Here is a 14,876-nt window from a genome sequence, read left to right as displayed (position 1 = left end):
AACCTCTTTCTATATATAGAATTATGATATCATATTTGTTATGTATTTTCATCAGCAAATCTTGACCATCAATCATCTTTTCTTACAAAACGATATTTTTGTCGTATATTAGGATATTTCTTATGATCCACTTCACTCATAAACATCTCTAAAGGGCGTACATACAAACCTTGATCCCCATAGAGTGCCTGATAGACCATCATGCTTTCACGTGTTTCTGAATGTGTCGCTATTCCGATAATCTTATAAAGATAGGTTGTTGTTTGTGGATCCACTGTTTCTCTTTTAAAATGTTGGACGATATCGCCTGCTTTAAATGTTCGCATAATCTCACCTCAGTTCATATCTTACCTAAAATATGCGATGAATTGAAGAAAATTCATTGACACATCTTCAAAAAAACAGTATAGTTTTGCTTGCAGTATGAATAGCGGTACATAGGAGTTTTACAGTTATGTTCTCAACATAAAGGATGTCTAGTAGTCAACCGCTGACCAACGGCTTTATGAGAACATTCGTAAAATAGAATATGAACTCTACTTATTGCAAATATACAATAAGGAGGAAACGTGAATGGCACGTTACACAGGTCCAGTTTGGAAGAAGTCTAGAAGATTAGGTTTCTCAGTATTGGAAAATGGAAAAGAATTAGCAAAGAGACCATATGCTCCAGGTCAGCATGGTCAGGGAAGACACAAGATGACTGAATATGGCTTACAGTTAGCTGAAAAGCAGAAAGTAAGACATATGTATGGTTTAAATGAAAAACAGTTCCACAACACTTACAACAAAGCAACTAAGATGGAAGGCGTACAGGGTGCAAACTTCTTATTCTTACTTGAATCAAGATTAGACAATATTGTATATAGAATGGGATTTGCTGCTACAAGAAGACAGGCTAGACAGTTAGTTAACCATGGTCATATCTTATTAAACGGCAAGAAGAACAACATCCCTTCTACAGTTGTTAAGCCAGGCGATACAGTATCTGTAAAAGAAAGATCTTTACAGTTAGATGTTATCAAGAACGCTTTAGAAGCACAGACTGCAACTTTAGGTTTCGTTGAAGTTGATGCTGACAAGAGAACTGGTAAGTATTTAAGACTTCCTGAAAGATCTGAATTAAATCAGGAAATCAACGAACAGTTAATTGTTGAATACTACAACAGACTTGGTTAATTCTCAAAGGTTCCATCAATTATTGGTGGACCTTTTTCTTTTAAGTGATGATAAGGTGGAAATAAAACATGAATATAAAGGATAAAGTCAGTCAACGCATTATCAACATAAAACCCTCAGGCATCAGAAAGTTTTCAGACTATGCCAGACAGTTTGATGATGTCATTTCACTTGGTGTAGGTGAACCTGATTATGATACACCGCAATATATTTGTAATAAGGCTATTCAAGCTATTCAGGACGGTCAAACACATTATACGGCCAACCGTGGTCTCTTGAGCTTGCGTCAAGCTATTTGCGATTACTATCAGGCACGCTATGATGTTGCATATGATGCCAATAAGCATGTCATTGTGACAACAGGTAGTAGTGAAGGTATTGATCTTGCCATAAGAACTCTTATTGATCCAGGTGATGAAATCATCATTCCTAATCCTGGTTATGTTGCATACGAATCTGCTGTTAGAGCTGCTAATGGAAAAATGGTCTTTCTTCCTCTTGATGAAGAACATCAGTTTAAGATTCAGCCTGATATTCTAGAAGCAACAATCACAAACAAGACAAAAGTATTACTCATCAACTACCCTAACAACCCTACTGGTGCCATGATGACAAAAGAAGAACTTGCCCAACTTGTCCCAATCATTAAAAAACATGAACTGATAGTCATCAGTGATGAGATCTATTCTGAATTAAGCTATGATCATGTATATTGTTCGCTAGCTTCCTTTGATGAAATCAAAGATCAGGTGATTACCATCAACGGCTTCTCGAAAGCCTTTGCGATGACCGGCTGGCGCGTTGGTTATCTTTGTGCACATGAAGCACTCATTGAGGAAATGGTGAAGATTCACCAGTTTGGTGCTATCTGTGCCAACACTCCCGCTCAATATGGTGCCCTGGCTGGTTTAAAGGCATGTCAAAGTGATGTGAATGGCATGCGCGATGATTATCGCCAACGCCGTAATTTTCTCGTGAAACGTTTAAATGAAATCGGCTTGCCAACCTTCATGCCAGAAGGTGCCTTCTACACCTTCAGCAATATCACTTCAACGCATCTTTCCTCTTATGATTTCTGTGTTGAGCTTGTGAAAAAAGAACGCCTTGCCCTTACCCCGGGCAGTGCATTTGGCAGTGGTGGCGAAGGTTTTGTCAGAATCTCTTATGCTTATTCCCTTGATGAACTCAAGAGCGCAACCGATAAAATCGAACACTTTATGAAAACATTGAAGTCCATCGATTAAGATGGGCTTTTTATATAAAAAGAACTGGTTCCCCAGTTCTAATTAAGTGGTCCAAAATCATCTTCTTCAACTTCATCAAAGAAGTTTGGTTCACATGCTTCATATCCTGTTTTAAAATTATAGAAATTCTCCAACAAATCACTATTACATTCATCTTTATCATAAACATTATCAGTGAAATCAGAAATATCCCAGCCATTCTTTTCAAACTCTTTCGATACAGCTTTCGGTTCATAAGCATAGCGATCAAAATCATAATGATCATCTTCCCAGATATTCATACCTGCCCCTTCACCAAAAGTCATATCTGTATCCTTAGTCAAGCGTCTAACAGTATGGACACCAGTGACTTTAATTTTGAATTGCCAATTTTCACCATAATCATATGTCATATCTAAGTGACTGTTTTTACGTAGTTTCAATAGTCCTATCTGGACATCTGCGGCATAAGGCTCATCAAATGATTCATATTGATCCTGGGAATCACAAATAAAAGTTTCCCCACGATAACTTATATCAAATAAGTGTTCTCCAGTTGCCCCAAAAGCCATCTGAATCATATATCCCAAATCAGCAAGTGACATACTGCCTGGGATGGCGATTTCACGCCAGCAGCTGTTTTCATGGCCAACAAGATCCACCCTAAATGTATAAATTCCATTAAGTACTTTCAAATCATGAACTTGATGAGAAAGCAATGTCATGATGCCTTTTATGTATTCCTGATCCGTAAGATCCGCCATAATACCATGGGCTGTCTGAAATCTAATTATGTGTTGAAAGAAGAATTCAAAATCATTACCAAGACCTTTTTTTAACTTTGATATATTTAATTGTAGCTCCTGGTCATCATAAGCTAATGTATTCGAAACAAGTTGATCAATAAAGGCATCTAAAGTATCCCTAAACATAATAAATCCTCCGTTTTCTCTATATTATTATATCTATGCAGCATCTTTATTGTTTTTATAAAGATGCTCTAAAATTGTATGACGATGGAATGGATGTGCTTTTTCTCTTACTTCATAGAGATGTTCCATCATTCCTTTAAAAAGCAGGAATGATTGCGTATAAGGATTTATGACAACACCAGAAGTCCCTTCATCATGATGAAGCATATCTAAAAAATCATCAATACATAACGTTAAAATACTTGCATTCTTCACTTCCTCATCCTGCCACTTTTCTAATTCATCAAGTGATGTAAAAGCCGGATAATAATATACACCTCGATCATCATAAAGACGTGGGAATGTCATATGTGTATCATTTTGTAATAAGTAGGAACCATCTTTCTGACGGACAGGCTGTTTATCAAAATGGGCTGCAACGTAGAAATAACTACTTTCAGCAATCAATGTAAACAGCTCTTCATAAAGTTCATCATTTGGATGTTCCCTTAATGTATCTAATAACACAACAAGTCGACGATTATCAAGCGATCTTTCATTTGTATTCATATCAAGTTACCTCACATATTCCTTATTATAACCAATATCCATCTTCTTGAGTAGGAAAAATCCCAACACTTAGTCTATTTTCATCTTATTGTATGGAAAGAATGTTTTTTATTTGGTAAAATGGATAAGAAATTAAGAAAGGGAGTATGAATTATGGATAATCATGAAATCGGTAAGAATTTTATTGAAAAGATTATTGATGAAGATCTTGCTGAAGGAACATATACAAAAGTTGTTACAAGATTCCCACCTGAACCTAATGGCTACTTACATATTGGTCATGCCAAGAGTATCTTATTAAATTATGGCTTAGCTGAGGAATATAATGGAGAATTCCATCTTCGCTTTGATGATACGAATGCGAAGAAAGAAAATACAGAATTCGTGGATAGTATTGTCAAGGATGTTGAATGGCTGGGGGCCAAATGGGTTGGTGGCGTAAGATATGCCAGCAATTATTTTGATCAGATGTATGAAGCCGCTAAGACTCTCATCCGTAAAGGTTTAGCCTATGTTGATGACTTAAACGCAGATGAAATCAGAGCTTACCGTGGTACTTTGACAGAGCCTGGCAAGAATTCACCATATCGTGATCGTTCTATCGAAGAAAACTTGGATTTGTTTGAAAGAATGAAGAATGATGAATTCAAGGATGGAGAAAAGGTATTACGTGCTAAAATCGATATGAGTTCACCAAACATTAATATGCGTGATCCTATCATCTATCGTGTCGCTCATGTCACACATCATAATACAGGAGATAAATGGTGTATTTATCCAATGTATGATTTTGCCCACCCAATTGAAGATGCCATTGAAGGCATTACGCATTCTATCTGTACACTTGAGTTTGAAGATCACCGCCCTCTTTACAACTGGGTTGTTGAAAACTTAGACTACCCTCATCCACCTAAACAGATTGAATTTGCGAAATTATATCTTACCAATGTTGTAACTGGTAAGCGTTATATTAAAAAGCTTGTTGAAGATGGTGTTGTTGATGGCTGGGATGATCCACGTCTTGTCACAATTGCAGCCTTGAGAAGAAGAGGCTTTACGCCAGAATCGCTCAAGAACTTCATGAAGAGCACTTCGGTCACTAAAGCCAACTCTTCAGTAGACTATGCGCAGCTTGAATATTTTATCAGAGATGATCTTAAGCCTAAGGCCCCACGCTTGCAGGCTGTTCTCGATCAGCCTATTAAGGTTATTATTGATAATTATCCTGAAGGACAGGTCGAATATCTTGATGCCCCTAATAATGTTGAAAATGAGGAACTTGGCTCAAGAAAGCTTCCATTTGAAAGAGAGCTTTATATTGAAAGAGAAGACTTTATGATTGAACCACCAAAGAAGTATTATCGTCTCTTCCCTGGCAATGAAGTTAGACTTATGAATGCTTACTTTGTGAAATGTGTAGGCTATGAAACAGACGCTAATGGGGATGTTACTGTCGTTCATGTCACTTATGACCCAGAAACAAAATCTGGCTCAGGCTTCAATGGACGTAAAGTCAAAGGAACTATTCATTGGGTTGCTGCTCATCATTGTGTAAAAGCACCTGTTCGTCTTTATGAACAGCTTGTTGATGAAGAAAAAGGTGTCTACAATGAAGATGGTACAATGAATATTAATCCTCATTCACTCACTGTTGTTGATGGCTATATTGAAGAAAATATTAAGAATTATAAACCTGGTGATGCCTTCCAGTTTGTAAGAAAGGGCTATTTCAACATTGATACAAAAGATTCCACAGAAGATCATCCAGTCTTCAATAGAATCTGTGCCATGAAATCATCATTCAAACTTCCTAAATAGGTCTTCGGACCTATTTTTTGTTCAAAAAAAGGCAGCCTACATAAGCTGCCTAGATGAAGTTGTTATGCAATATCTTCATCAACTAAAATACGTTTGATTTCTTTCATGGCCTTTTCTTCATCCGGACCTTCTGCCGTAATTTCAAGAAATGCTTTGTTAGGAATTCCCAATGACATCACACCCATCATCGATTTAAGATTGACAGTGCGATTACCGTAAGTCAAAGAGAGATCACTTATAAAGCTAGATACGTTATTGACAATTGTATTGATTGGTTTTGCATAAAGACCATTAGGGTTATTGACTGTAAAAGAATACTTTTCCATAGATTGATCCCCTCCTCTTGTATCCGCTTTCATTATATCATACTTTTCTTCTATTGTATCATCGAATAACAAAATTTTGCTGAATACAAGGTTATTTTACAGGGATACAATGTCGATCATTGATTTCTTTAACTTTATTGACACGACGGCGATATTTTTCCTCCATCAGTGGTTCTGTTGTCAGCCAAGTCTTCACAATCTCACTTGCCATCATATCACCAATAATCTTTGCGCCAATACAAAGAACATTAGAATCAGTATGCTCTCTTGCTAGTTTGGCACAAAATGGATCCTGACAAACAGCTGCATAAATACCATTTATCTTATTCGCAATTAAAGCACTGCCATATCCCACACCATCAACGAAAATACCGCGATCACATTCACCTTTAGCGACTGCTAAGCTAGCAGGATAGACATAATCTGAAAGATCACAAGATGTATCATCATAGGTTCCAAAATCCACAACCTCATATCCCTGTGATTCTAAATAAGCTTTAATTTCATTTTTCATGCGTGTTCCTGCATGATCATTAGCCATTGCTATTTTCATAGATCTCAACTCCTTCATATTCATTTTATCCATCACATAGATGACAAGCAATCCTAAAAAAGATTTCTTTGCAAAAAGAGAGCACTCAAAGAGTACTCCCTTGCTCATTATTTAGGTACTACGATATTCACAATCTTGTTAGGGACAACAATGATTTTCTTAATTTCTTTACCTTCCGTAAACTTCTTGACATTATCTTCTGCTAAAGCTATTTCTTTCACTTTTTCTTGGTCTTCATCTTTAGCGACAGTAATCTTTGCTCTTAGTTTACCATTAACCTGAACAGCCATTTCAACTTCAGCAACAACAAGCTTGCTTGGATCAAATGTAGGCCACTTTGTATAAGAAATACCTTCATCATGACCAAGCTTCTGCCACATTTCTTCACCAACATGAGGGGCAATACAGCTCAACATCTGAACAAGACCTTCGGCATAACCTTTATATAAAGTTTTAGCTTTATAAGCTTCATTGACAAAAATCATCATCTGGGAAATAGCAGTATTGAAAGCCAGTGCTTCATAATCTTCTGTGACTTTCTTCACTGTCGCATTGTAGATATAGTCAAGTGAACCATCATTTTCATCCACAAGCTTATCACTTTCAACAACTAAACGATAGACACGATCCAACCAGCGACGGCTACCTTCAACACCTGTTTCACTCCAAGGCTTGCTTGCATCAAGAGGACCCATAAACATTTCATAGAGTCTCAATGTATCAGCACCATATGCTTCAACAATTTCATCCGGATTAATGACATTACCACGAGACTTTGACATCTTGACACCATTTGGTCCAAGAATCATGCCCTGATGGAATAGCTTCTGGAATGGTTCTGGTGAACTTACAACCCCAATATCATATAAGAACTTATGCCAGAATCTTGCATATAATAAGTGTAATACGGCATGTTCAGCACCGCCAATATATAAATCAACTGGTAACCAGTGATCGAGAAGTCGCTTTTCACCAATTTCATCATTGTTATGAGGATCAATATAACGAATATAATACCAGCAGCTGCCTGCCCATTGTGGCATTGTATTTGTCTCACGGACACCTTTGACACCATCAATTTCTACATTTAACCAATCTTTTACACGTGATAATGGTGACTCTCCTTCTTCTGAAGGCATGTAGTTATCTGTAGCTGGTAATTCAAGTGGTAAATCCTGTTCGTTAACAGCACGTAATGTACCATCACTCATATGAATGATAGGAATAGGTTCACCCCAGTATCTCTGACGAGAGAATAACCAGTCTCTTAGTTTGTAAGTGACTTTCTTTTCACCACAATGATGTTCTTCAAGCCATTTGATCATAGTATCAATAGCTTCCTGCTTACCCATGCCATCTAAGAATCCAGAATTAATATGCTTGCCATCTCCAGTAAAGGCTTCTTTTTCAATATCACCACCTTCTAAGACAGGAATGATTGGTAAATCAAATTTCTTCGCAAATTCATAGTCTCTTGTATCATGTGCTGGAACGGCCATGATTGCACCTGTTCCATAAGTAATCAATACATAGTCAGAAATCCAGATAGGAATCTTTTTCCCATTAATTGGATTAATCGCATAAGCACCCGTAAAGACACCTGTTTTATCTTTATTGAGGTCTGTACGCTGTAAATCACTTTTTGTCGCAATTTCTTTCTTGTAAGCAGCAACAGCTTCTTTTTGTTCTGGTGTTGTGATTTCATCTACAAATGGATGTTCTGGAGCCATGACACAATATGTTGCCCCGAACAATGTATCAGCTCTTGTTGTAAATACGGTAAATTCTTTATTTGTGTCAGCAATCTTGAAGACAACATCTGCCCCAACAGACTTACCAATCCAGTTACGCTGCATTTCTTTTGTCGATTCAGGCCAGTCAATATCATCCAAGCCTTCCAATAACTTTTCCGCATAATCCGTAATCTTTAAGACCCACTGCTTCATCATCTTACGATAAACAGGGAAACCGCCACGTTCACTCTTACCATCAATGACTTCTTCATTCGCCAAGACAGTACCTAAACCCGGACACCAGTTAACAGGCATTTCAGAAATATAAGCAAGTCCAGCATCATACATTTTCTTGAAGATCCACTGTGTCCACTTATAGTAATCAGGATCACATGTACGAATTTCACGATCCCAGTCATATGAGAATCCTAAGCTTTTAATCTGACGTCTAAAATTATCAATATTCTTATAAGTGAATTCAGCAGGATGATGACCTGTTTTAATAGCGAACTGTTCAGCAGGTAAACCAAAAGCATCAAATCCCATTGGATGAAGAACATTAAATCCCTGCATACGTTTATAACGGCTGACAATATCCGTCGCTGTATAACCTTCAGGATGTCCTACATGAAGGCCCTGTCCACTTGGATAAGGGAACATATCAAGGGTATAGTATTTTGGTTTTGAGAAGTCACTTGTATCTGTTTTGAATGTTTTGTTGTCTTCCCAATACTTTTGCCATTTTGGTTCAATCTGTTTGTGATCAAAAGACATAATTTCATTTCCTCCTAAATAAAAAAGTCCTCATAACCTAAGGACGACTAGCGCGGTACCACCTTAGTTCATGAAGACAATATTCATGCTCTTAGCCTCTTAACGCGAGTTACGACTTAAGCTTATCACCTAAGCATCTTACAGGTGAGTTCATAGTTTCCTGTCGCTCATTTCCACCAGCCATGAGCTCTCTCTTGGCAGCATTCCCTATTACTATTCCTGATCATCGATTTATACACGTATCTTAGCACAGAAAGACTGCTAACGCAAACACTTTAAATCTTCCATCCCTATTGCTTCATAACTTCAGCGACATTGAAGCGACTCATCCGAATAAATGATGCCAAAGCTGAAATCAAAACAAGTATAATAGCGCCCAATAGAGTCATCACTAACAACGAAATAGGGATGGTAACGTGAAAGGAGGATTCAAAGAGCTTTGGCAACACAATGTGGTTCATACTCACAAGTAATCCCTGCAATGCACCAATACTTAACAAACTGCTTACCCCTATGACAAGCATAATGCTGTAAAAGAGTTGTTTAAAAAGCTGAATACGCCTAGCTCCATAGGCATATTCAATGGCATAATCTTTCATATGACTTTCTACAAACAAATACATCATCTCACCAATAATAAAACATGAGGACATAATCGCAATCAAGGCAAACAGGAAAAGAATGAACTCAATACGATCAATGGTCTTATTCATATTCTGTTTGGTCTTTTCCCCCACCAATTTAAACTGTATGCGTGGGTTTTGTTTTTGAAGAGTCTTCAAAACCTTCTTGCCATCTCCCTTATAGTAAAGGATACCTAGTTTTGTTTGAAGCTGGTCCCCAAAAAGTGCTTTCATATGCATCAGATTGGCATCTTTGGCCTGGTAGAACGCATCATAGCTTAAACGTTCTTGACTAATACCAACCACCTTCATTTCAACACCTTTGACAAGATTACGATATTTATAATAGGCATAGAAATGTTTTCCTAGCAGTTTTTCTACATGCTGATTTCCTGCAAGCTTCCTTGCCGTATTATAAGGGAGAATGATTTCATGATTCTCTTTAATCAATCGCCCATAGTGAATTTTATTGGTATAACCTGTTTCATCATTAATAAAGAGCGCTTCATTTTTCATATAGCGTTCACGATTTTCTGAAAGTCCTAATAACTCCACGCCATCAACATAATGAAAGACATGTTGTATTGAAGAATTCTTGGTCATTTTTATGTCATTGATGTTTTGAAAGCTGATAGTACTCTTAGGTAGTACACTTTCAATATAATCAATAATGGCATGCCTGAGAGAAAATGATAATGTGAAGACAAGCATAATGGAGACAAGAGCTAAACTGAGATAGAAACACATTTGTAAGAAGCGTTTTTTCTGACATTTAAATCCCAGCAAAGCCAACTTGAAGATGGCAAAGGGATGAAAATGATGGTCTAATTTGACGATAGCCTTGTCGACTTTGTCATATTGTATAGTATTTGTTATTTCACCATCTTCCATTGTATAAATATAATCACTATATTCTTCAACAAGCTTATGATCATGGGAGACAAAGATTACTAAAGCGTTTTGAGATAGCTCTTTTAGAAAGCGCATTACCATAACTTTATTTGCCTCATCCAAGGATGCCGTGGGCTCGTCACATAGAATAACATCAGGTTCAGGATATAAAGCCCTTAATATTGCAACACGCTGGCGCTGTCCGAGGGAGAGCTTGGAAACTGGTAATTTATAAAACTGTTGGATGAGATTTTGATGATAGTCAGTAAAGCGTGTTGGATGAAAATCATCATAGAGATGGATATTATGCCTATTGCTGAGATAATGAATTAAATGATAACTTTGGAATATCATCGTTACACGTAGCTTCTTTGATAAATCTTTTACGACTTGACCATGTAAGCATACTTGCCCATGATACTCACGATCAATACCCCCAATGACATTCAACAATGTGCTTTTACCACATCCTGATGGCCCCACAATACTGACAAAACCCTTGGATGGGAAAGACATATTGACATCAATAAGAACGCGTTGATGTAAATAACGTTTATTGATATGTTTTAACGTAATCATCAGTCTTCCTCCCGCAATATATCCACAATATCTTTTTTCTTCACATAACGAATACCCTTAGCATCCATCATTCCCACTAAGAGAATATAAAATAGCGCTAATAATAAATAGAAATCAGCTTGATAGTAAAATACTAGGGGTGTAAAGCTAAAATGATAGGTCTTAGTGAAAGCTGTCATAGTATTGAGGTATTCTCTAAGAAAATAAGTCAGCAAATAACTCATTGTTATGATGGAAATACCAATAATCATGCCTTCTTCAAAGAAGCGGAGGAAGAGCTGTCTCATCTTCATGCCTAGCGTCATCATAATCGCATTGTCCAGCCGTCTTTGCAGTGCGATTGACTGAAAGACAATTTTCATTAATGATAATGAACTCAATAGACTAATAGCCACAAATATCCCTCCTGCCATTTTTCCAATTTTAATAAGTTCCTCATAATTCTCACGTTCTTCTAAGACATCATTAGAGATGACATATTGTTGGCTAGAAGGCAGGTGACTTTTTCCTTCAACTTCATAGATACTATGGGTGAGATATTCCGGGTGCGCACTTACAAAATGTTCAGGTAAATAGACATATGGATGAACGAAGAAATACTCCTGCACCACCCCAACAACCTTTAAAGATTCTTTCTCATCAAGGAGATAAGTAAGTTTTTGATCTTTAACTTTAGAGGCAATAGAGGCACTGATGAGACATTCATTTTCTTTTTCTGGCATACGTCCGCTTTTAAGAACTATATGCATTGTCTTTTGAGGGAGAATCGCCACCATGGCGGATGGTAATTCTTTGATTGAGCCACTTTCTCCTAAGAAATGAGGGCGTATATTTTGCCCCGATAGTGAAAAGTCCTCCTGGTCCTTTCTTGATACAAGATAAATATCCTTTAAAGGTGCATGGGCAACACTTTTATGCATTGCCAAGCGAAGTCCATTCAAGCCTTCCACCATAAAAAGCAGTGATGACAAGAGAATGACCTGAAAACATATCAGTGCACAAAGTCTCCGTATCCTAAAGAATACCTCCTTCACTGCATAAGGCCATAACGAATAATGCTTCTTTTTTCTCTCTTTTATATTTTCATGACATGGCTCAGAAATCTCACCCTTCAGCTGACCTGCTTCTAAAGTCACAATTTCATCACAATACATTTCAAGTAAACTTTCATCATGTGAGACAATTAAAACCAAAGCTTGCTTACTAGCTTTCTTTAATAATCGCATAACTTCATGTCCAGCCTCTTGATGAAGGGCACCAGTTGGTTCATCAGCAAGAATTATATCCGAATCTTTAAGCAACGAACGAGCAATGCTGACACGTTTTCTTTGTCCTACGGATAATTCATGAGGATATTTTTTTAAGCAATGCTTGATATCAAGCTGATGGATGATACCTGGCAATTTTTCTATGCCGCTTAACTGGGCAATTTTACATCCCACCTCAATATTATCTTCGACATTCAAAGAGGGAATCATATCATTGTTTTGTCTAATCATTGTCACATGCGTTCCAAGAAAGTCATGTGTAAGAGGCTGATGTTGGAAAAAGATTTCCCCCTCGTCCGGCTTTAACAATCCAGCTAGAATATAAAGCAACGTTGTCTTCCCACAGCCACTTTCCCCACTGATGCCAATAAAGCCCGTAGCAGGAAATTGAAAGGACTGATCGACGAGAATATCTTTTTCATAACGATGCGAAACATGACGCATTTCAAGCATAATAACTCCCCTTTCCATGTTATAATGTTGCCCGTGAGGTATTGAAATGATAAATAATCCTTTTCCCTATTCATTTGATAACAAGCGTTATCATACATATAATTACTTTCTAAAAAAGAGATATCATAAGAAGATAGCGAAAGTCGCCTTGAATGCTGATTTCACCTGTCCTAATCGTGATGGCAAGGTTGGTGTAGGTGGATGTATCTTTTGCAGTGAAAGTGGCTCAGGTGATTTTGCAGGTGATGTTAATGATTCGTTGATGGAACAGTTTGATAAGCAGGCTCTCATGATGCAACGTAAATGGCCTGAGGCAAGCTTTATTGCTTATTTTCAAGCTTTCACCAATACTTATGCGCCACTTGAAGTCTTAAAGAGTCGTTTTGAACCCTTTGTGAATAAAGAGAATGTCGTTGGTATTGCGATTGCTACAAGAGCAGATTGTATAACTGAAGAAATTGCGAGCTATTTAGAAGATCTCAACAGACGTACTGACATCTATGTTGAACTTGGCTTACAAAGCATCCATGACAAAACATCAAAACTTGTGAACCGTGGTGAGGACTTCGCTTCTTTCAAGAAAGGATTGGCGATATTACGCAAGCACAATCTTGAAGTTTGTGTCCATATCATCAATGGCTTACCTTACGAAAGTGAAGCCATGATGCTTGAAACAGCACAAGTGGTTGGCCAATTGGATATCCAGGCACTCAAGATTCATAGTCTCTATATTATGAAGCACGCCCCTCTCTACTATCTTTATCAAAAAGACCCTTTTCCCATCATGCAAAGAGAAGCCTATATTCGCTTGGTTGTGAGACAGCTCGAATATATCCCACCTAAAATTGTCATTGAGCGTCTCACTGGCGATGCTCCTGGAGATGATCTTGTCGAACCACAATGGTCACGTAATAAGACAACTATTCTTAATGATATTGATAAACTAATGCGTGCTCATAATATTATTCAAGGTGATTTACTTTAATTCCCCCTATATATATATTTGTCAAAAATAATGAAATTTCTCACCTAAATTTCATTATTTTTAAAATTCTTCTCTATTTACTAACATAGAAACAAGAAATAATCATAAAACAATGTATAAGATGTCAAAAAAAAAGAATGGGAAGCCCTAAAAACACACTTACAAAATAATACTACTTCAACATTGGAACCAGGATATCAAGAAGCTGCTTTTCCTGCCTGGGAATATTGTTTCAATCATCCTGTAGATCACCAAGATAATACAATTGGATTAGAAACCTTAAAAGAAACTCTTCTATCGCTATGCCATTACTTATATCAAAATGGATATCAGTGATAATGATGTTTAGAGCTTGCAATAATCACTAGATATTCATCATTGGCTTTATCACCAATTATTAGGTGATTTTTATATGTTTGGAATTGGTACAAAGCCAGATATCCACAAAGCCATCGAAAACTCTCTCGTAATGTAGATCCACAAGATCCTTTCAACAATCTTTTAAAAAAGCTCAACAAGGCAATAAGTCTGCTTGTTATTTATAGGTCGGATGTATGAGCATGGGGCATTTGTCGGGCAGGACATGGATTTCGCGATACATTTTTCAAGAAAGGGCTAAGCACAAAATACATTGAGATAGGCTACGAACTTGCGCATATTGATCTTCATGATCAAGCTCATTAAAATATCAAAGAAGCCCTCAATATTCTTGAAAAGCCTATAAAAATCATAGAAGAGATGAGAATCTATCTCACTAAATTCAAAGATCTTTACTACATCAATGACAATGGAGTAGGTGTTAAAGCAGATGATGTAAAAGTCCAAAAACAAATCAATCATTGAGCACTTTTAGGGTTGTTACCATAAAAAAAGGACATGATTACAAGTAATCATGTCCACTCAGGAGAGCCCATTTTCAATGGCCTCTCCTTTTTCTTTCCATCCGGCATCCCTGGTAGTAAAATATTTGAAGAGGTGATCTTACATGGG

12 protein-coding genes and 1 other annotated feature are annotated in these 14,876 nt (G+C 37.2%); of the genes, 4 read left to right on the top strand and 8 right to left on the bottom strand.

From position 1 onward, the window contains the following. Positions 1 to 68: 68 nt before the first annotated feature. Complete coding sequence (locus tag FYJ79_RS01265; RefSeq protein ID WP_154514181.1) at positions 69 to 326, bottom strand: DUF1653 domain-containing protein; 258 nt, start codon at positions 324 to 326, stop codon at positions 69 to 71. Between the two features lie 247 nt (positions 327 to 573). Between FYJ79_RS01265 and rpsD the strand changes: the two genes are divergently transcribed. Both rpsD and FYJ79_RS01255 read left to right on the top strand, forming a co-directional pair. Continuing rightward, positions 574 to 1,179, top strand: a complete 606-nt coding sequence (gene rpsD, locus FYJ79_RS01260) for a 30S ribosomal protein S4 (RefSeq protein WP_154514180.1) — start codon at positions 574 to 576, stop codon at positions 1,177 to 1,179. Between the two features lie 68 nt (positions 1,180 to 1,247). Continuing rightward, entirely contained in the window at positions 1,248 to 2,423 is a 1,176-nt protein-coding gene (locus FYJ79_RS01255) for a pyridoxal phosphate-dependent aminotransferase (RefSeq protein ID WP_154514179.1), read from the top strand. 38 nt (positions 2,424 to 2,461) lie between these two features. Here the strand turns inward: FYJ79_RS01255 and FYJ79_RS01250 are convergent, their stop codons facing one another. Then, entirely contained in the window at positions 2,462 to 3,334 is an 873-nt protein-coding gene (locus FYJ79_RS01250) for an IS1096 element passenger TnpR family protein (RefSeq protein ID WP_154514178.1), read from the bottom strand. Positions 3,335 to 3,367: 33 nt separating this feature from the next. Continuing rightward, positions 3,368 to 3,883, bottom strand: coding sequence for an SseB family protein (locus FYJ79_RS01245; RefSeq protein WP_154514177.1), 516 nt, complete (start codon positions 3,881 to 3,883; stop codon positions 3,368 to 3,370). A gap of 153 nt (positions 3,884 to 4,036) precedes the next feature. On the opposite strand from FYJ79_RS01245, the gene FYJ79_RS01240 reads away from it, so the two are divergent. Next, positions 4,037 to 5,701 (top strand): glutamine--tRNA ligase/YqeY domain fusion protein, encoded by a 1,665-nt coding sequence (locus FYJ79_RS01240; RefSeq protein WP_154514176.1) that lies wholly within the window; start codon positions 4,037 to 4,039, stop codon positions 5,699 to 5,701. A 62-nt stretch (positions 5,702 to 5,763) separates the two neighbouring features. On the opposite strand, the gene FYJ79_RS01235 is transcribed toward FYJ79_RS01240, so the two are convergent. From FYJ79_RS01235 to FYJ79_RS01215, 5 genes are all read right to left on the bottom strand, one after another. Next, complete coding sequence (locus FYJ79_RS01235) at positions 5,764 to 6,027, bottom strand: HPr family phosphocarrier protein (protein ID WP_154514175.1); 264 nt, start codon at positions 6,025 to 6,027, stop codon at positions 5,764 to 5,766. Positions 6,028 to 6,118: 91 nt separating this feature from the next. After that, on the bottom strand, positions 6,119 to 6,580 hold the full coding sequence (locus FYJ79_RS01230) for an RpiB/LacA/LacB family sugar-phosphate isomerase (RefSeq protein WP_154514174.1): 462 nt from the start codon (positions 6,578 to 6,580) through the stop codon (positions 6,119 to 6,121). Between the two features lie 107 nt (positions 6,581 to 6,687). Beyond that, positions 6,688 to 9,087: a leucine--tRNA ligase gene (leuS, locus tag FYJ79_RS01225; protein WP_154514173.1), complete on the bottom strand. Its 2,400-nt coding sequence runs from the start codon at positions 9,085 to 9,087 to the stop codon at positions 6,688 to 6,690. Positions 9,088 to 9,123: 36 nt separating this feature from the next. After that, positions 9,124 to 9,323, bottom strand: a binding site (T-box leader). A gap of 54 nt (positions 9,324 to 9,377) precedes the next feature. Beyond that, a complete protein-coding gene (locus tag FYJ79_RS01220; RefSeq protein ID WP_154514172.1) occupies positions 9,378 to 11,180 on the bottom strand; it encodes an ATP-binding cassette domain-containing protein in 1,803 nt (600 codons plus the stop codon). After that, positions 11,180 to 12,901: an ABC transporter ATP-binding protein/permease gene (locus FYJ79_RS01215; RefSeq protein ID WP_195836981.1), complete on the bottom strand. Its 1,722-nt coding sequence runs from the start codon at positions 12,899 to 12,901 to the stop codon at positions 11,180 to 11,182. Before FYJ79_RS01215 ends, FYJ79_RS01220 begins: the two co-directional genes overlap by 1 nt. 46 nt (positions 12,902 to 12,947) lie before the next feature. Here FYJ79_RS01215 and FYJ79_RS01210 point away from each other — a divergent pair, with 46 nt between their 5' ends. Then, complete coding sequence (locus FYJ79_RS01210) at positions 12,948 to 13,886, top strand: TIGR01212 family radical SAM protein (protein WP_154514170.1); 939 nt, start codon at positions 12,948 to 12,950, stop codon at positions 13,884 to 13,886. Positions 13,887 to 14,876: the final 990 nt, after the last annotated feature.

Origin of the sequence: Sharpea porci (assembly GCF_009695655.1) — a bacterium.
Taxonomy (GTDB): Bacteria; Bacillota_I; Bacilli_A; order Erysipelotrichales; family Coprobacillaceae; genus Sharpea; species Sharpea porci.
The sequence above is the reverse complement of the archived record's forward strand: the minus strand, read 5'-3'. Positions and strand labels throughout refer to the sequence as shown.